The following is a 16,164-nucleotide window of genomic DNA, read 5'->3' on the forward strand; positions in this document are numbered from 1 at the left end:
GTCAGGCGTGGAAGTCGGTGAATTGGCGCGCGATCTCTTCGCTCGAGGTCTGGCGCGGATCGATGGCGCCGGTGAAGACGCCCTTGTCGATGACGAGGATCCGGTCGCACAGCGCGCACAGGAACTCGATGTCCTGCTCGACCAGCACCACCGCCAGCCCGTCGCGCTCGCGCAGCTGCAGCAGGGTCTCGACGATCTCGTCGCAGATCGAGGGCTGGATGCCCTCGGTGGGCTCGTCCAGCAGGATCAGCTTGGGGTCGCCGCACAGGCAGCGCGCCAGCGCCAGCAGCTGCTGCTCGCCGCCCGACAGGCTGCCGCCGGGCTGCTCCAGCAGCCGCTGCAGCCGCGGAAAGTGCTGCAGCACGCGCGCGATGGTGGCCTCGGCCGTCGCGAAGTTCTTCGCGCAGCCCATGCGCAGGTTCTGCGCCACCGTGAGGAAGGGAAAGATCTGCCGGCCCTGCGGCACATAGCCGATGCCCGCGCGCGCGCGTTCGTGCGGACGCGCGCGCGTCAGGTCCTGCCCGGCCAGCGCGAGCGTGCCGCCGGTGGCGGGCAGCTCGCCCATCAGGGCCTTGAGCAAGGTGGTCTTGCCCATGCCGTTGCGCCCGAGGATGCCCGTGATCTCGCGGGCGCCGGCCTCCAGCGTGATGCCGTGCAGCACGGGCACGCGGCCGTAGCCGGCGCGCAGGTCGCGTGTTTCAAGCATGGTCGGTCTCCTGGTTGCTGGAATGGATGGGCTTGTTGCCCAGATAGGCGTCGCGCACCCGCGGGTCGGACACCACGTCGTCGAAGCTGCCTTCGGCCAGCACCTCGCCGCGGTTGAAGACCGTGACGCGGCCGGCGATCATCCGGATGAAGGCCATGTCGTGTTCCACCACCACCACCGTGCTGGCGCGGTTGATCTCGCGGATCAGTTCCGCGGTCTTGCGCACCTCGTGGTGCGTCATGCCGGCCGCCGGTTCGTCCAGCAGCACCAGCGCCGGGCGCGAGGCCAGGATCATTCCGAGCTCGACCCACTGCCGCTGGCCGTGCGCGAGTTCGCCCACGCGCGCATCGCCGCGCCCGGCCAGGCCGACGCGCTCGAGCACCGCATGCGCCTCGGCGCGCGCGGCGCGTTCCGAGGGCTGCGCGCGCAAGGCCGCGAGGTGCAGGTTCTGCAGCACGTCGAGGCCGTCGAACACGCTGGGCACCTGGGTCTTGATGCCGATGCCCAGGCGCGCGATCTGGTGCGCCGCCAGGCCGGAGATGCGCCGTCCGCGGAAGAACACCTCGCCGCGGTCGGGCAGCTGCTGGCCGCTGAGCATCTTGAAGAAGGTGCTCTTGCCGGCGCCGTTGGGGCCGATCAGGCAGCGCAGTTCGCCTTCGGCGAGATCGAAGTCCACTTCGCGCACCGCATGCACGCCGCCGAAGCTCACGCCCAGCCGCCGGGTCTGCAACAGCGGGGCGCTCATCGCACGCGCTCCTGGCCGGTGGCGACGGGCCGCGCGCGCGGCGCGAACCAGCCCATCACCGTGGGCGCGATGCCGCGCGGGATCAGCATCACGAAGGCCGCCAGCACCACGCCCAGCACCAGCCCGGTGTCCACCGTCTGCTGGCCGCCGAGCGCGGTCACCATCCACTGGATGCCGACGCAGCCGATCATCGGCCCGATCAGCGTGCCGCGGCCCCCGACGATCACCCAGATGATGATCTGGGCCGACTGCGCGAGGCTGAACACGCCGGGGTTCACGAAGGCGCCCCAGTTGGCGTACAGGCAGCCGGCCAGGCCGGCGATCGCGCCGCCGAGCGCAAAGGCCAGCAGCTTGTGCAGCCGGGCGTCGTAGCCCAGCAGTTCGGCCCGGCGCTCGTTCTCGCGCACCGCCACCACCACCTGGCCGAAGCGCGTGCGCAGCAGCAGGCGCAGCCCGACGTAAGCGGCGATCAGCAGCAGCCCCACCAGCCGGAACAGGCCTTCGGGCTCGAGCGGGCTGTCGTGGCCCGGCAGCGTCAGCGTCGGGATCGACGGAATGCCGTTGAAGCCGCCCAGCAGCGCTTCGCCGATGCGGTACTCCGAGCCCGAGGTGGAGTTGGCCAGGTTGAACAGGATCAGCGTCACGGCCAGCGTGATCACGCCCAGATACACATCGCTGATGCGGCCGTAGAACATGAAGTAGCCGAGCAGCGCGGCGAACACCGCCGGCACCGCCACCGACAGCAGCAGCGCCGCCACGCCGGGGCCGAAGTTGATGGCGCCGATCGCATAGGCATAGGCGCCGAGCCCGAAGAACGCGGCCTGGCCGAAGCACAGGATGCCGCCGAAGCCCCAGACGAAGGCCAGGCTCAGCGCGAGCATCGCCATCACCAGGTAGACGGTCAGCGCCAGCAGCGCGAAGGTGTCGGTGACCTGCGGGGCCAGCAGCACGCCGGCCACGCACAGCGCGCCGGCAGCCACCAGTCCCCAGGATCGCAGAGAAGAAGCGTGGGTCATCAGATGGATTTCTTGAAGAAGCGGCCGGTGATGCCTTGCGGCAGCAGACGGATCAGCAGCACGGCCGCGACCAGCAGCGCGACCTCGCCGAACACCGGCGTGGTGGCGAAGGTCACGGCCTGGCTCACGGCGCCGAACAGGCCCGAGGCCGCGAGGTTGCCGGTGATCACGGCGCTGCCGCCGCCGATCACCGTGATGAAGGCCTTGGCGATGTAGCTCGCGCCGATGGTCGGGATCACGCCCGACACCGGCGCCAGCACCGCGCCGCCCAGGCCGGACAGTGCCGCCCCGAGCCCGAAGGTCAGCGTGTAGATGCGCCCGGGGTTGGCGCCCAGCGCGGCCGCCATGGCGGCGTTCTGCATCGAGGCGCGCGCGCACAGCCCGAGGTCGGTGAAGCGGAACAGCAGCCACAGGCCGGCCAGCACCGCCACCGCCACGGCGATCACGAACAGCGTGTAGCCGCTGCCCTGGAAGCGTCCGATGGCGAAGCCCGGCAAGGGCGAGGAAATGCCCACCGTGGTGTTGCCGAACACCATGGTCGCGATGCCGACGAGCGCGAGGCTCAGGCCCCAGGTCGCGAGCATGGTGTCGATCATGCGGCCGTAGAGATGCCGCACCAGCAGCCGTTCGACGAGCACGCCGAACAGGCCGGTGACGAGCGGCGCGAGCACCAGCATCGACAGCCAGATCGGCACGCCGAAGCGGTTGGTGGCAAGGATGGCGACGTAACCGCCGAGCATCATGAATTCGCCGTGGGCCAGGTTGATGATCTTCATCATCCCGAACACCACCGCCAGGCCGATGCTCATGAGCACCAGCGTGGCGATGGCGCCCACGACCTCGATGGAAAAGATGGCTGCGAGGTCCATGGATCGGTCGCGCTCAGAACTTGATCGTGTACTGCTTGGCGTCGTTCGGGTTCTTGCGCAGGTCGCAGACCGCGGCCGTGTCGGCCGGCGGCTGCTGCGGGAAGCTCTCGACCAGGTTGAGCTTGCGGTCGCGCACCTCGGCGATGTGCACGTCGAGCGTGCAGTGGTGGGTGACGGGATCGATGCCGACCTTGCCGCTCGGCGCGTCGATGACCACGCCGGACTCGAGCGCCGCGATCACCTTCACGCGGTCGATGCTCTGCGCGCGCCGCACGCCTTCGGCCCACAGCATGAAGCCCTGGTAGGCGCCCATGGCCAGCTCGGTGATGTAGGGATAGTCGGCGCCGTAGCGCTTGTGGAAGCGCGCCACGAAGTCCCGGTTGGCCGCGCCCGGCAGCTCCTGCAGGTAGTTCTGGCAGATCAGGATGCCGTTGCACTCCTCGGGCGACAGCACGATATGCTCGTTGCCGCCGGCGAAGGTGGTGGATGCGATCGGCAGCTTGCCGGCCATGTTGGCGGCCTTCCACTGGCGGTAGAAGGACATGTGGGCGCCGCCCACCAGCGCCGACCACACGAAGTCCGGCTTGGCCGCCTGGATCTTGGAGATGGTGGCGCCGAAGTTGGTCACGTCCAGCGGGAAGAACTCCACCGCGAGGGTCTGCCCGCCCGCCTCGGCCGCATACTTCTTCACCCACGAGGAGACGATCTGGCCGTAGTTGTAGTCGGCCGCGACGATGTAGACCTTCTTGCCCCACTTCCTGATCGCATGCGGCACGAGCTTCTGCACCGTCTGCGCCGGCGTCACGCCGGCGGCGAAGTAGTTGCCGTCGCAGACGCCACCTTCGTACTGGTTGTTGTAGAAGTAGAGCGTCTTGTAGCGGTCGAGCACCGGCCGCACCACCTCGCGCGAGGCCGAGGTGATGCCCGCCATCACGACCGCGGGCTTGTTCTTGAGCGCCGCCTGCTGCGCGAACTGCGCATAGAGCTGCATGTTCGACTGCGCGTCGTAGTGGATGAAGTCGATCTGCCGGCCCAGCAGGCCGCCCTTCTGGTTGATCTCCTCGGCGGCGAAGCGCAGCGCGTCGACCACGGGCTTGCCATAGATGTCGAGGCCGCCCGACAGGTCATAGATGCCGACGACCTTGATCTTGTCTTCGGCGGCGAAGGCGTCGAGGCCGCGCAGCGAGAGCGCGGAGGCGAAGGCGGTGGATGCGGCGGTGCCTAGAAATTGGCGACGGGAAGAAGTCATGTTGTTTCCTTGGGATGTCCGCCTCCCCTGCCGACGCCGGCGCATGCGCACGCGCACGCGCACAGGCTTGCGCGTCGCCGAAGCGAACGCGGGCCTGCGCCAGGCATGGCGCGGAAGGAGGGAGAGACGGGGGGTTACCGGACGAGATGCCGGCAAGACAAGGACCGACGACGTTGGCGGTCAGAAGAGAGCGGGACTGACGATGTCTCTGGGCTGCGGCCGCATCCTTGGGGCTTCAGCTTGCACGAACCGGGCGGTGCCGCGATCGAGTGCCGCACTTTATACACCGGGGTGAGGCAGCGCATCCGGGTTTATGCGGAGCTGCACACCCTGGCATGGCCGGCGCGGCCCACTGCGCATGCAATTGACGTGCCTGGACCGCGGCACCGCGGAGGGCCGCCGGGCGCATCCCTGGACCGTCCGTGCCCCATGAACGGGCGCCGACAGGCGCTGCCATGCGCCATGCCGCGGCATGGCGCCGCCGGACTTCGCGCAGCCGACGGTTCGACGCGCGGCCGCTAGGACTCGACCCGGTCGGCCGGCGCGTCCACCCGCGCGCCCACGAGGTCGTAGATGCCGGCGACCTGGATGGCACGGCGCAGGGCCTCGATCTGGGCGACGGCCTGGAATTTGGCGGTGAAGCTGCCCGGACTCCTCAACACCAGGAAATCCTGTGCGCTGCGGAGCTCCCAGATCCAGCAATTCTTCGATTCAGGAATGACGACAAATCTCACGGTCTTCTTTCGGCTCCCGCCGCCGCGCGCAAGCCCCATGCATGGCGCAACAAGTTCCAAGAGTAATTCGAATTATAAATTCGGCGCAAAAAAACCTGGAGGCCGTGACTGCGCACGTCGAAGCCGACGCATCGCCACGCTACGATGAAGCGATGCCACCTCAGCGACATCTCTGCGCCATGCTCTGTGCCTGCGCCCTGCTGGGCGCTTGCGCCACCTCGGTCGATCGCAACGCACCCTCGGCATCCGCCGAAAGACGGGAAGGCCCTGGACCTGCCCGTGTCATCGAACGGCCGGTCGCCGACCTTTCACCCGGCCAGGCACTGGCCCCTTCGGCCCTGGGCACGCGGGTGCGCTGGAGCGGCGGCATCCAAACGATCGAGGCCCGCGAAGGCGGGCGCCAATGCTTCACCCTGCTGCACGCCACCTTCGATGCGCGGCAGGTGCTGCAGTGGCCGCGCGACCCGCAGTACTTCGTCGCCTGCGGTCCGGGAAACTACGACCGCAAGCTGGTGGCCCCGTTCACCCTGCTGAGCATCGGGGGCCGGGTGCTCGGTTCGCAGCAGGTGGTGGGCCAGCCGGTCCCGGTGATCGAGATCGAGGCGCTCTACCGGCACTCGGACTGCGTGCAAGGCAGCGAGCAGAGCCCCGAGTGCTATGCGGGCGAGCTCCAGCCCGAGCGCCCCTGATGTTCCGCAGCCGTACGCGAGGGGGATTCCGCGCACGCGTGCAAACAGCGACTGACGCAAGGGATGCCCGCCTACAGCACGCCGTCACATGTCGAAGCATCCTTGCCGCAAAGGGAGAAGCAGGATGCGGTTTTTGGAAGGGGAGCGCGGGTCGTTCACTCAGGATTCGCCAGCGCAACTGGCGAAGGAGCGGCGGGTTTTCTTCGCCGCCTTCGTGGCCACCCTGGTGATGGGCTTCGTCTTCCGAATCTAGATCCCTCACCACATCCATTGCGGCCTCGAGGCCGTGAGCATGCCCAGTGACACACCCGCGGCCGCCAGGAGCAGCAGGTCCCGGTCGAACGCCGCACTGAGCCGCGCGTAGAGGCCGAAACAGCTGGCCGAGAAGGTGGCGCCCAATGCCGCCCATGCCAATGGCACCCAATCCATGGCGTTACCCCCCGCCCCGGCGGGACACCGCTACCAAAAGCGCCACCATGGCTTGCGCTCGCCCTGCCCGGCCGCCAGCGGTGCATGGCCCGAAGGCGTGGGGCCGAGCCGGGATTTCAGGATTCCCTCGAGCCGTTCGGCTTCGCGCAAGGCCTCGCGATCGCCATGGGCGGCACGAATCCGCAGCACATACGCCGCGGAGGCCAACTCTTCGTCATCCAGGATTTCCATGTAGTCATTTTGTTTTCAATGAGAACAGGATGGCTGTAGGCCGGCGTCACATGACGGGCCCTGCGCAGGCCGACAAGGCCGGTAGCGAGGAGGGTCCTGCGCGCGCGAGCAACCGAGTTGACCTCCATCAAACCCGCCGCGCCGAACACGGCCTAGGATTCGACTGCACTGTTGCCTGCCCCAGAACCCCGGAGGGAAGATGAATCGCGTTTGGCACGAAGCCCATCCCATGCCCAAGTCTCCGACCGTCGAGCAACGGATCTCCTGGCACATGGCGCATGCGACACACTGTGGCTGCCGGCCGGTTCCTGCGGGTGTGCTCGCCTTGATGGCGCAACGGAAGATGGCACCCCGGACTGCGCCGTCGCACGGCGAGGACCCCGATCGGCCTTCGTAGGCCGCGCTGTCGACCGAGGCCCTCCCGCCCGCGATCCAGGGCATCGTCCGTGCCGGGCGCATGGCCGGGCTGCACGCGCGTCCACTACAGTGCAACCCCAAAGACGAGGAAACTTCACTCATGCGCCACCTGATCGCCGCCCTGATCGTGCTCGCCACCCAGCCCGCATGGGCGCTCTACAAATGCGTCGGCACCGGCGGGTCGACCAGCTTCCAGGAAACGCCCTGCGAACGCTCGCAGGCCCAGACCGCCATCCAGGCCCTGGTCGAGGCACGCCAGCCCGGCGAGGGCGCGCCCGGCCGCCCCACCCTGCAGCAGCAACTCGAGGAAGCCGAAGCCGAGCGGCTGCGGACCGACGCGAGCGATGTGCTGCGCGACAGGATCGAGGACCTTTCCCGCCATCGGAACTTCTGCGATCGCCAGCAGCGCGAGATCCTGGCCCAGCGCGCGCGAGCCAACAACAAGCTCGCGGGCGCCGTGTTCGAGCAGTCGGTCGCCACCGAAACCGCCGCGGCGGCGACGCGGTGCGAGACCCGCGCCCGCGAACTTCAGGCGGAGGTCGAGGAGGCGCGCCGGCAATGCACCGCGCGCGGCTGCGGTTGAACCTCGCCTGCATCGGCGTGTTCCGCCAGAAGCCAGGCACTCCCATGAACATGGGAGGGACGCGCCGCCGAAACCTGCTTACGATCGCAAACAAGTAAGCAAAAAGGTCTCACATGAAGCCTCGACCACCCCGGAAAAGACGGCATGGAGAAGAGGCGCCACGGGCGGCCCTGAAGGAACTGGCCGTCTTTGTGACCGTGATCGCACTGACCATGCTGCTCAGCCTTGCGTTCATCGGTTGATCGTTTCTGCCCGCAAGGTCCAAGCGACCGCTGCCGCACGCGAGATCGCTGCAAATCGCCTGCCAGAACGTGACCCTGCGAGCTCAAAAAACACGACGTCTGCCCGTGGTCATTGCTCCGGCACGCCGAGGTGCGCGCGCACGTCATTGGCCATCAGCCGGCCGACGCAACGGCCGATCGGAGCTTCTCTTCAGAAACCCCGAGGGTCTTTGTCCAGGAGCGCAGCTCGTGCGCCTCGTTGACGTTGATGCGCGCGGCGTCTGCTCACGATGCGCTCGCCCGCCCGGTCCACCCGCTCTTCACTCGTCGCCGCAGCGCATCGGCTCTGCAAATCCGCGAAGGTTCGCTTGCATCAAGATTCAGCGGCTGCGCAACTCCTGTTCTGACTGCATGGGAACGATGACTCCCGCGTGCTGCCGATGGTGCAGCGGCAACGCGGCGCGCTGGAGACGTCGCAAGGCGTCGCGTGTGATCAGGTAGGCCTTGATCTCTTTCTCACTCATCACAGGCCGGCGTGCAGCGCTTGCTGTCCCACGGAACCGACCGCTGGAAGGCTCCGGAACGGAAGAGCCGGATCGCGAAGACATGACAACCCCCTTTCTCTATGCAATAAAGGTACAGCCGAAAGATCGGCGCGGTGCTGAACGAGGGATGCAAGCTCACCATCGTCACGAGCAGGCGAGCGGCGGCATTTGCTTGCACGAGGTGCAGGCGGCCCTGACCCGACCGCCTTCTCCACCGGCGCTGGCCGCCCCCTGCCGCGCGCAAGGAGCGGCCATCACGCCCGATGCCGGAATGGCTGCGGATCGGCCACCCGCTGTGCGTCGCTAGCCGACCTTCACGTCGATACGACGCGGCTGCGCATGTTGCGCTTTGGGGATGCGCAGACGCAGCACACCCTGCGCAAACTCGGCAGATACCTGCTCGGTGTCCAACTCTTTGCTGAGGGTGAACAACCGCCGAAAGCGCGCGAGCCCGACCTCGGTATGGCTGGATTGCAAACCTTCCGGCACGGGCAGTGCCAATTCAGCTTCGATGGTGAGGGTGTCCGCTTCGACGTTGAGCGTCAGCTTGTCGCGCGGCACGCCTGGCAGGTCGGCGTACAGCGTGATGCCGCCATCGTCCTCGACCACGTCGACGGGCGGTGTGAGTGTGGATTCGCTGTAGCGCGTGCTCCGCGCGGACGGTGACTGGGCCGTCGCAAGCGCATCGGCGTTCTTGGCCGTGGCGGTCGAGAAGGTCGTCATGATGGGCTCCTTTCTTTTCGGGTTCGACGAGAAAAAAGACATGGGGCGCTCAGTGGATCGCGATGCGCCGCGGCTGGGAAGCGGCACGGCGCTGGATGCTGATCTGCAGCACCCCGTCGCGGTAGCGCGCCTCGACCGCATCCGGGTCGGCATCCTCGGGCAACGTCAGCACGCGGCGAAAGCTGCCTTCGAAACGCTCGTTGATGTGCACCGTCGACCGGCTGTCACCGTCGCCGTCTGGCAGCGGGCTCTTGCGTTCGCCGGCAAGCGTCAGCAGGCCGCGATCGAGTTGAACCTCGATCTTGTCGGGATCGATGCCGGGGGCGAACGCGTAGACCTCGATGGCGGTGGGCGTGGTCCCGACGTTCAGCGCCGGGAAGCCGTTGCGGCCGACGCCGCGGATCGTGGGCGACAGATCGAAGGCCTGTTGCATCTCCCGCTGAAGGCGGTCCAGTTCGGCGAACACGTCGCGCGGAAAAAGCGATCGGTACATGGCGATTTCCTCCATTCGATGGGTTGAACAGATGGACGCGCCGGAGGCGTCTCCAGCGCTTCCGAACGACTATCTAAGGCAGGTGCTCGAGAGTTCAAGTCCCCGCAGTGCGTGTGTTGTTTGAGCTTTAGCGCACAACGCAGCGATGCGCTCGCAGCATGGCGGCACCGACCCCGTTCGAGCGTCAAGGTGTCAGATCCTGCGCGATGCCAACGCCCCGAGATCAGCCGCTTGCAGCACTGCGTCAGCCCCTGCGATGCGGCGATCTTTGCAGATACTTGCATCGAAAGGACAGACTTGAAATCTCGCTCGGGAGGGGCTATCTTTGCTGCCGTCGAAAACTGGTCAATCAACAAGGAGGTAGTGAAATGACCATGAACTTGCTGAGGCAAATCGCGGGATCCCGACTGCCCGTATCGTTCCACCGTCGCGAGGAAATTGACAGTGTCAGGGTGCTTCGAGCCGCCGGCCTGGTGATTGCCCTCGTTCCCGCTCCCTCTGATGCTCTCGCCCTCTCGGGATCCCGTCCTGCTGCCCAGGTACTGGCGATCACTCAGAAGGGACGCGACGAGCTCTCGAAGTTTGGATACCCGAATCTGCATCCGTCGCGCTGGCGACTCCGCATGCCGAAGATCAAGGTGGCGCCTTCCGGATGGCGACTTCGTCCGTCCTCGGCGCCTGCAAGAGCAGCAGCAGAGAACGCGTCAAGGAGCCACTCGGCAGACGATTGACGCCGTTCGCGCTCGAAGACCGCAGGCCTGAGCAGACGCACGGGGTCTTGAAGGTGCAGACCTCCCGCAGCGTGTCGGTGGCCGGACGCCGATTCCCGTTGCCGCCTGAAAGGCTTGCGGAACCGTGATCGAAGAGCGCAGTGAGCGCGCTGTGCCCTTCAGGCGCGCAGGATCTGCTCGGCTGACTGGTTCGCAGCAGCGGCAGCAGGATGGGCTACCGTTGACGCTGGTGGAAGACCGCCGGATCGATCCGCCGGCCCTCGCGCAGCATCGTTTCGATCTTGGCTGCAGGCAATGCAGCGCTGAACCAGTAGCCCTGCATCTGGTCGCAGTGGTTGGCCGCCAGCAGGGCCGCCTGGCCTTCGCTTTCGACGCCTTCGGCGAGCACCTTCATCTGCAGTTGATGCACCATCGTGATGATGGCGCGGGTGATCGATACGTCCTGCGCTGGCGCGGTGACGTCGGGTACCAGCGAACGGTCGATCTTCACGACGTCCACTGGCAGCCGGCGCAGGTAGCTCAGGCTCGAGTAGCCCGTGCCGAAGTCGTCGAGCGAGACTTCGACGCCCAGTGCGCGCAGCGCTTGCAGGTGCTGCACCGCTTGGTCGAAGTTGCCGATCAGCTTGCTCTCGGTCACCTCGACGCCGAACAGCCGCGGGTCAAGGCCCGCCGAGGCGAGCAGGCCTTCGATGCGCTGTGCCAGGTCCGGCTGCAACAACTGACGCGCCGAGAGGTTCACTGCCATGCGCACTGGTGGCACCCCGGCCCTCTGCCAAGCGGCGGCCTGCTCGATGGCGCGGTGCAGGACCCAATCGCCGATGGCGACGATCAAGCCGGTCTCTTCAGCGATGGGGATGAATCGATCCGGCGCGATGCGGCCCATCGTCGGGTGCTGCCAGCGCAGCAATGCCTCGACGCCAACGATACGGCCATGCACAAGATCAACTTGCGGCTGGTAGTGCAGATCGAACTGCTCGTCGCGCAACGCTTTGCGCAGCGCTGTCTCCAGGGCCAGTCGTTCGGGGTCGTCGTCGTGTGGCGCACCGGCGTAGACGCTGTGCTGGTTGCGGCCCAGGAGCTTGGCCTGGTGCAGCGCAGCGTTGGCGCGGCGCAGCAAGATGTCGGGGTGGTCGCCATCGGCGGGTGCCGTGGCGATGCCGATGCTGCAGGTGACATAAACCTCGTGCCCCTCGATCAACATCGGTCGGGCGATACCGTCGAGCAGCGCTTGCGCCGTGTGCAGCGCCGATACCGAAGGGGCCGGCATCACGATCACGAATTCGTCCTCGCTGCGGCGTGCTACCAGATCCATACTGCGCACGGCGGCGACGATCCGCTGAGCCACTTCACGCAGCACTGCGTCGCCGATGTGTGGGCCGAGGCCGTCGTTGATACGTTTGAAACGGTCGAGTACCAGTACCAGCACCACGGTCTGCCTGCTGCTCTGCAAAGTCGCGCTCAAGCGCTCCAGGAGCAGTTGGCGGTTTGGCAGCCCGGTCAGTTCGTCGAACTGCAGCAATTGCTGGATTCGGCGCTCGGCAGCGCGACGTTCGCGAAGGTCGGTGATGCAGACATGGGCGAAGGACACCTCGTCGCTGGTTACCAGGCTCACGGAGACGCTCACCGGAATCTCGTGACCCTCCAGGTGGCGGACATTGGTCTCGAAACGCAGCGAACCTCGGTCGCACAATTCGCGCCAGTGCCGCGGCCACTGCGCCGCATCGACCTGAGTGTCGATGTCGGGCACACGCAACCGCAGCAATTGCTCGCGGTCCAAGCCCAGCAGGCGGCAGGCCGCCTCGTTGGCATCGCGATAGGCGCCGTCGGGCCCGACCTGCAGCAGCGCGTCGTGTGCCTGTTCGACGGCGCGGCGCGTGAGCTGCAGCTGGTGCTGCGCCTGCTCGCGTTCGCTCACGTCGCGCGCAGACGGGATCAACCAGACCACCCGCCCTTCCAAGTCGTAGAGCGGCAGCAGCGAGAAGTCCATCGACAAGGCAGCGCCGCTGCTCGTGGCCACTCGCACGTCGAAGCGCGAGACCTCGCCGCGCAATGCCGCGGCCAGCGCCTGCTGGAGCCGCTGCCGCGAGATCTCGCAGGCTTGCCACCAGGGGGTGGTGTCGAAACGCTGGCCGAGCACCTGTTCCGGCGCGCTGCCGATGGCTCGCAACGCCGCTTGGTTCGCATAGCGCAGCACCCCGTCGGTGTCGAGCAGGCCGGCGAAGATGGACGGGCCCAGCCGGTCCAGGACCTCGTGCAGGCTCGTCTGCGGACCCGTCGGCACCAGGCCAGTCGGCATTTGCGTCAGCCCGGCACCGTGGTGTGGGGCACTTTGAAGGGCTTGTTTTTCAGGCATTTCGACAGTTTGTCCTGCAGCCCGCGCTGGCGACGTGTGCAGTTGTGGCTTGAAAGACCGGATCAGATCGACGTTCGCTACGCGGCAGCGTTGCGCGGTGCGTCTTCGACCGACCTTGCCGGACTTACCAGGCCTCGTAGCCCCGGCAGGTGCGATCTCCTGCGGGGTACTTGTCGCGCAATTCCTCGAGCGAGAACGTGCAGCGCGCCGCCACTGCGATGGTCTCACGCAGCCACTCAGAGGGGAACTCCGCGGCCACTTCCGCCGCCGCCGCTGACGAGTTGCTTGAATATATCTGGACGCACCACGCCTCGCGGCAAGGACGGCGCGCGTGCATCGGGCGGTCGTCGAAGGGGAAGAACGGAAGACGACGAAGACCAAGTCCGGCGTCCGGGTGATCCCGATGCGGTTGTCGGCGAGTGGACCGACCAGTCGCTGCGGCGTCTGTGGCAGCCAGCATGCCCACGGGCCAAGATCGCCTGCCGGAACCCGTATCAGATGCGGCACACCTTCGCAAGCAACTTGCCGAGCCGGGGAAAGAACCCGACGTACACCGCCAAGCTGCTCGGCCACAAAACGACCGAGATGGTGATGCGGCACTATGGCCGCTGGGTCGAGCAAGGTGCGGCCCTGGGCTACGACCGGCCCCCGGGTGCGCTATGGTCGATCGTGCTTAGCCGGTCTGCCGGTGATCGAGGACGCCGAGAAACGCGTGTGAAAAACGAGTGAATTGGTGGCCGTCAGAGGACGGCGACAGACTACGAGGGAAATCCTAAGTTGTTGATTCTTAAGGATTTCCCTCGAGGGAAATGGTGGAGCTGGGGGGATTTGAACCCCCGTCCGCAAGCCTTCATCGCGCAGATCTACATGTTTAGCGGTCTGATTTGGATCTCGCTTCCGGAGTCGCGCAGTCGCACGCTACACCGGACGCCAGTGCCCTATTTTCTTGTCCCGACCCAAGGCACCCGGATCGAGACCAGCCCATGTAATTATCCTTGCAGCCGGGAGGCGTCAGATTGCTCTGTCACCCCCTTGCCCAGCCCATCGGCCAACTGTTGCAAGGCTCACTGGCAATTAAGCAGCGAGTGCGAAACGTTCGTCGTTTGCAGTTAGTTTGTTTGAATCTGTTTTACGAGCGCATTCAGCTCGACATGCACCGCTGCGATTCCGAACCCACGTCGAAACCAGTGCAGCCCCAAGCATCCCATTTTAGGCCCTATTCAGCCATTGCAAGAGCGCCATCGGAGAATCGATGCTGCCATCGGCCCGCCACAGCGCAGCGTCGGCCTGCGCGCCCATGTAACCGTAGGTGGCGGCCACCGTCCGCATGCCTGCGGCGCGGCCCGCCACGATGTCGCGCTCGTCGTCTCCGACGTACACGCAGCGCGTCGGGTCCATGCCCAGCCGGCGCGCCGCTTCGAACAGCGGCTCGGGATGCGGCTTGGCGTGGGGCGTGGTGTCGCCGCTCACCACCGCGCCCGCGCTGGCGAAGACAGGGATCGAGCGGGTCAGGGGATCGGTGAAGCGCTTCGACTTGTTGGTCACGATGCCCCAGGCCAGCCCGCGCTGCGTCAGGGCGTCGATCAGTTCCGCCACGCCGTCGAAGACATGGGTGTTCAGCAGCATGCGGGCCTCGTAATTCACGAAGAACTCCTCGCGCAGGGCCGCGAAGTCGGGTGACTGGGGCGTGATGTCGAACGCGATGCCCAGCATGCCGCGGGCCCCGGCACCGGCCATCGGCCGGTAGCGGGCCAGCGGGAGCGAGGACAGGCCGCGGTCGGTGCGCATCTTGTCGGCCGCGGCGCCGAGTTCGGGCGCGCTGTCGACCAGCGTGCCGTCGAGATCGAACAGCACGGCGCCCAGCGTGTCGCCGGCCATCAGACGGGCTTCCTCGTGGCGAACATGTAATTGACGCTGGTGTCGGCGCTGAGCCAGTAGCGCCGCGTGACCGGGTTGTGCTCGAGGCCCCGCGTGTGGCGCAGGTCCAGGCCGGCCGCGCGGCAATGCGCGGCCAGTTCGCTCGGGCGGATCATCTTCTGGTACTCGTGCGTGCCGCGCGGCAGCATGCCCAGCACGTACTCGGCGCCGACGATCGCCAGCAGGAAGGCCTTGGCATTCCGGTTGATGGTGGAGAAGAACACCCAGCCGCCCGGCTTGACCAGCGCGGCACAGGCCTTGACGACCGACGCCGGTTGCGGCACGTGCTCCAGCATCTCCATGCAGGTCACCACGTCGAAGCTGGCCGGCTGCTCGGCGGCCAGCGCTTCGACGCTGACCTCGCGGTACTTCACGCCCTGGGTCGACGCCTCGAGCGCATGCAGCTGTGCCACCTTGAGTGCCTTGTCGGCCAGGTCGATCCCCAGCACCTCGGCGCCCTTGCGCGCCATCGAATCGGCCAGGATGCCGCCGCCGCAGCCCACGTCCAGCACCCGCTTGCCGGCGATGGGCGCCAGGCCCTCGATCCACTCGAGGCGCAGCGGGTTGATTTCGTGCAGGGGGCGGAACTCGCTTTCCAGGTCCCACCAGCGATGGGCCAGCTCGGAGAATTTGGCGAGTTCGGCCGGGTCGGCGTTCACTTGATCTGTCATGGCAGTCATTATGGAAGAGCCCATAAAAAAACCCCGCCGAGGCGGGGTTTCATTCGAAGATTCTTTCGAATCAACGGTTGGCGCGGGTGCCGACCACTTCGATTTCCACGCGACGGTTCTTCGCGCGGCCTTCCTTGGTGCGGTTGTCAGCCACTGGCTGCTTCTCGCCCTTGCCTTCGGTGTAGACGCGATTGCGTTCGATACCCTTGGTCACCAGGTAGGCCTTGACGGCTTCTGCACGGCGAACCGACAGACGCTGGTTGTAGGCATCGGTGCCGATCGAGTCGGTGTGACCCACGGCGATGATGACTTCCAGGTTCACGTCACGGATCTTCGACACGAGGTCGTCGAGCTTGGCGCGGCCTTCAGGCTTCAGAACCGACTTGTCGAAGTCGAAGAATGCGTCAGCAGCGAAGGTCACCTTCGAAGCAACGGGCGGTGCCGGGGGTGCCGGGGGCACGACCGGGGCAGCAGGCGTTGCGACCGGAGCGACAGGAGCAGCAGCCGGAACCAGAGCACCGTCGCAGCCAGCAGCAGCGGTAGCAGGCGTCCAGTTGGCATCGCGCCAGCACAGTTCGTTCGTGCCGTTCTTCCAGACCAGCTCGCCGGTGCCGTTTTGCCAGTTGTCGATCACGGGACCGCCATTTGCTGCGGTGACACGGTTCTGCGCGCCGGCGGCAGTGGCGAGCGCAGCGACTGCAAACATCATCGCCACTTTATTCAGTTTCTTCATGGTTCTCCTCTTGGGGAAAAAGCCGCAGCCGCGCTGCGAATCAAGGACGCTTTAAGTGACCACCACCCAAAACGTTGAGGCGATTGTGCCATAGGGTCTTTGGCAAACA

The 16,164-nt window shown here is 66.5% G+C and carries 18 protein-coding genes and 1 other RNA gene; 2 read left to right on the forward strand and 17 right to left on the reverse strand.

The window, feature by feature from the left end; translation table 11 throughout:
* Position 1: 1 nt before the first annotated feature.
* From QTI20_RS18445 to QTI20_RS18470, 6 genes are all read right to left on the reverse strand, one after another.
* Positions 2-706, reverse strand: a complete 705-nt coding sequence (locus QTI20_RS18445) for an ABC transporter ATP-binding protein (protein WP_286552947.1) — start codon at positions 704-706, stop codon at positions 2-4.
* Complete coding sequence (locus QTI20_RS18450) at positions 699-1,451, reverse strand: ATP-binding cassette domain-containing protein (protein ID WP_286552949.1); 753 nt, start codon at positions 1,449-1,451, stop codon at positions 699-701. Before QTI20_RS18450 ends, QTI20_RS18445 begins: the two co-directional genes overlap by 8 nt.
* Positions 1,448-2,467 carry an ABC transporter permease subunit gene (locus QTI20_RS18455; protein WP_286552951.1) on the reverse strand — a complete coding sequence of 340 codons (1,020 nt, stop codon included), beginning with the start codon at positions 2,465-2,467 and terminating at the stop codon, positions 1,448-1,450. The genes QTI20_RS18450 and QTI20_RS18455 overlap by 4 nt, the downstream gene beginning before the upstream one ends.
* Positions 2,467-3,336: an ABC transporter permease subunit gene (locus tag QTI20_RS18460; protein ID WP_286552952.1), complete on the reverse strand. Its 870-nt coding sequence runs from the start codon at positions 3,334-3,336 to the stop codon at positions 2,467-2,469. Before QTI20_RS18460 ends, QTI20_RS18455 begins: the two co-directional genes overlap by 1 nt.
* Positions 3,337-3,349: 13 nt before the next feature.
* A complete protein-coding gene (locus tag QTI20_RS18465; RefSeq protein ID WP_286552953.1) occupies positions 3,350-4,585 on the reverse strand; it encodes an urea ABC transporter substrate-binding protein in 1,236 nt (411 codons plus the stop codon).
* 518 nt (positions 4,586-5,103) lie between these two features.
* Entirely contained in the window at positions 5,104-5,247 is a 144-nt protein-coding gene (locus tag QTI20_RS18470; protein WP_286574239.1) for a hypothetical protein, read from the reverse strand.
* A gap of 251 nt (positions 5,248-5,498) precedes the next feature.
* On the opposite strand from QTI20_RS18470, the gene QTI20_RS18475 reads away from it, so the two are divergent.
* Positions 5,499-6,008, forward strand: coding sequence for a hypothetical protein (locus tag QTI20_RS18475; RefSeq protein WP_286552957.1), 510 nt, complete (start codon positions 5,499-5,501; stop codon positions 6,006-6,008).
* Between the two features lie 258 nt (positions 6,009-6,266).
* On the opposite strand, the gene QTI20_RS18480 is transcribed toward QTI20_RS18475, so the two are convergent.
* Positions 6,267-6,428: a hypothetical protein gene (locus QTI20_RS18480; RefSeq protein WP_286552959.1), complete on the reverse strand. Its 162-nt coding sequence runs from the start codon at positions 6,426-6,428 to the stop codon at positions 6,267-6,269.
* A 39-nt stretch (positions 6,429-6,467) separates the two neighbouring features.
* The gene (locus tag QTI20_RS18485) at positions 6,468-6,668 is read right to left on the reverse strand and encodes a hypothetical protein (protein WP_286552960.1); all 201 of its coding nucleotides are present in this window, start codon (positions 6,666-6,668) and stop codon (positions 6,468-6,470) included.
* A gap of 517 nt (positions 6,669-7,185) precedes the next feature.
* Here QTI20_RS18485 and QTI20_RS18490 point away from each other — a divergent pair.
* Positions 7,186-7,668 (forward strand): DUF4124 domain-containing protein, encoded by a 483-nt coding sequence (locus QTI20_RS18490; protein ID WP_286552961.1) that lies wholly within the window; start codon positions 7,186-7,188, stop codon positions 7,666-7,668.
* Positions 7,669-8,063: 395 nt separating this feature from the next.
* Here QTI20_RS18490 and QTI20_RS18495 read toward each other — a convergent pair whose 3' ends face one another.
* The 9 genes from QTI20_RS18495 to ompA form a co-directional block, all read right to left on the reverse strand.
* Positions 8,064-8,159, reverse strand: a complete 96-nt coding sequence (locus tag QTI20_RS18495; RefSeq protein ID WP_503011427.1) for a DUF3606 domain-containing protein — start codon at positions 8,157-8,159, stop codon at positions 8,064-8,066.
* A gap of 110 nt (positions 8,160-8,269) precedes the next feature.
* Positions 8,270-8,413 (reverse strand): hypothetical protein, encoded by a 144-nt coding sequence (locus QTI20_RS18500; RefSeq protein WP_286552962.1) that lies wholly within the window; start codon positions 8,411-8,413, stop codon positions 8,270-8,272.
* Between the two features lie 324 nt (positions 8,414-8,737).
* Positions 8,738-9,157, reverse strand: a complete 420-nt coding sequence (locus QTI20_RS18505) for an Hsp20/alpha crystallin family protein (protein ID WP_286552964.1) — start codon at positions 9,155-9,157, stop codon at positions 8,738-8,740.
* A 49-nt stretch (positions 9,158-9,206) separates the two neighbouring features.
* The gene (locus QTI20_RS18510) at positions 9,207-9,650 is read right to left on the reverse strand and encodes an Hsp20/alpha crystallin family protein (protein ID WP_286553468.1); all 444 of its coding nucleotides are present in this window, start codon (positions 9,648-9,650) and stop codon (positions 9,207-9,209) included.
* 945 nt (positions 9,651-10,595) lie between these two features.
* Positions 10,596-12,734: a putative bifunctional diguanylate cyclase/phosphodiesterase gene (locus tag QTI20_RS18515; protein ID WP_286552965.1), complete on the reverse strand. Its 2,139-nt coding sequence runs from the start codon at positions 12,732-12,734 to the stop codon at positions 10,596-10,598.
* A gap of 810 nt (positions 12,735-13,544) precedes the next feature.
* Positions 13,545-13,931: a transfer-messenger RNA gene (gene ssrA, locus QTI20_RS18520) on the reverse strand.
* 12 nt (positions 13,932-13,943) lie between these two features.
* Positions 13,944-14,612, reverse strand: a complete 669-nt coding sequence (gene gph / locus QTI20_RS18525; RefSeq protein WP_286552966.1) for a phosphoglycolate phosphatase — start codon at positions 14,610-14,612, stop codon at positions 13,944-13,946.
* Positions 14,612-15,322: a bifunctional 2-polyprenyl-6-hydroxyphenol methylase/3-demethylubiquinol 3-O-methyltransferase UbiG gene (gene ubiG / locus QTI20_RS18530; protein ID WP_286552967.1), complete on the reverse strand. Its 711-nt coding sequence runs from the start codon at positions 15,320-15,322 to the stop codon at positions 14,612-14,614. Before ubiG ends, gph begins: the two co-directional genes overlap by 1 nt.
* A gap of 70 nt (positions 15,323-15,392) precedes the next feature.
* Entirely contained in the window at positions 15,393-16,055 is a 663-nt protein-coding gene (gene ompA, locus QTI20_RS18535) for an outer membrane protein OmpA (RefSeq protein ID WP_286552968.1), read from the reverse strand.
* Between the last annotated feature and the right edge of the window lie 109 nt (positions 16,056-16,164).

The sequence above is a fragment of the Variovorax sp. J2P1-31 genome, from assembly GCF_030317215.1.
Taxonomy (GTDB): domain Bacteria; phylum Pseudomonadota; class Gammaproteobacteria; order Burkholderiales; family Burkholderiaceae_C; genus Variovorax.

Coding starts and splice junctions, on each gene's coding strand:
- ompA (WP_286552968.1), bottom strand. CDS start 16,055: ATGAAGAAACTGAATAAAGTGGCGATGATGTTTGCAGTCGCTGCGCTC.
- gph (WP_286552966.1), bottom strand. CDS start 14,612: ATGGCCGGCGACACGCTGGGCGCCGTGCTGTTCGATCTCGACGGCACG.
- QTI20_RS18455 (WP_286552951.1), bottom strand. CDS start 2,467: ATGACCCACGCTTCTTCTCTGCGATCCTGGGGACTGGTGGCTGCCGGC.
- QTI20_RS18450 (WP_286552949.1), bottom strand. CDS start 1,451: ATGAGCGCCCCGCTGTTGCAGACCCGGCGGCTGGGCGTGAGCTTCGGC.
- QTI20_RS18510 (WP_286553468.1), bottom strand. CDS start 9,650: ATGTACCGATCGCTTTTTCCGCGCGACGTGTTCGCCGAACTGGACCGC.
- QTI20_RS18475 (WP_286552957.1), top strand. CDS start 5,499: ATGCTCTGTGCCTGCGCCCTGCTGGGCGCTTGCGCCACCTCGGTCGAT.
- QTI20_RS18500 (WP_286552962.1), bottom strand. CDS start 8,413: ATGAGTGAGAAAGAGATCAAGGCCTACCTGATCACACGCGACGCCTTG.
- QTI20_RS18460 (WP_286552952.1), bottom strand. CDS start 3,336: ATGGACCTCGCAGCCATCTTTTCCATCGAGGTCGTGGGCGCCATCGCC.
- QTI20_RS18445 (WP_286552947.1), bottom strand. CDS start 706: ATGCTTGAAACACGCGACCTGCGCGCCGGCTACGGCCGCGTGCCCGTG.
- QTI20_RS18485 (WP_286552960.1), bottom strand. CDS start 6,668: ATGGAAATCCTGGATGACGAAGAGTTGGCCTCCGCGGCGTATGTGCTG.
- QTI20_RS18505 (WP_286552964.1), bottom strand. CDS start 9,157: ATGACGACCTTCTCGACCGCCACGGCCAAGAACGCCGATGCGCTTGCG.
- QTI20_RS18515 (WP_286552965.1), bottom strand. CDS start 12,734: ATGCCTGAAAAACAAGCCCTTCAAAGTGCCCCACACCACGGTGCCGGG.
- ubiG (WP_286552967.1), bottom strand. CDS start 15,322: ATGACAGATCAAGTGAACGCCGACCCGGCCGAACTCGCCAAATTCTCC.
- QTI20_RS18465 (WP_286552953.1), bottom strand. CDS start 4,585: ATGACTTCTTCCCGTCGCCAATTTCTAGGCACCGCCGCATCCACCGCC.
- QTI20_RS18490 (WP_286552961.1), top strand. CDS start 7,186: ATGCGCCACCTGATCGCCGCCCTGATCGTGCTCGCCACCCAGCCCGCA.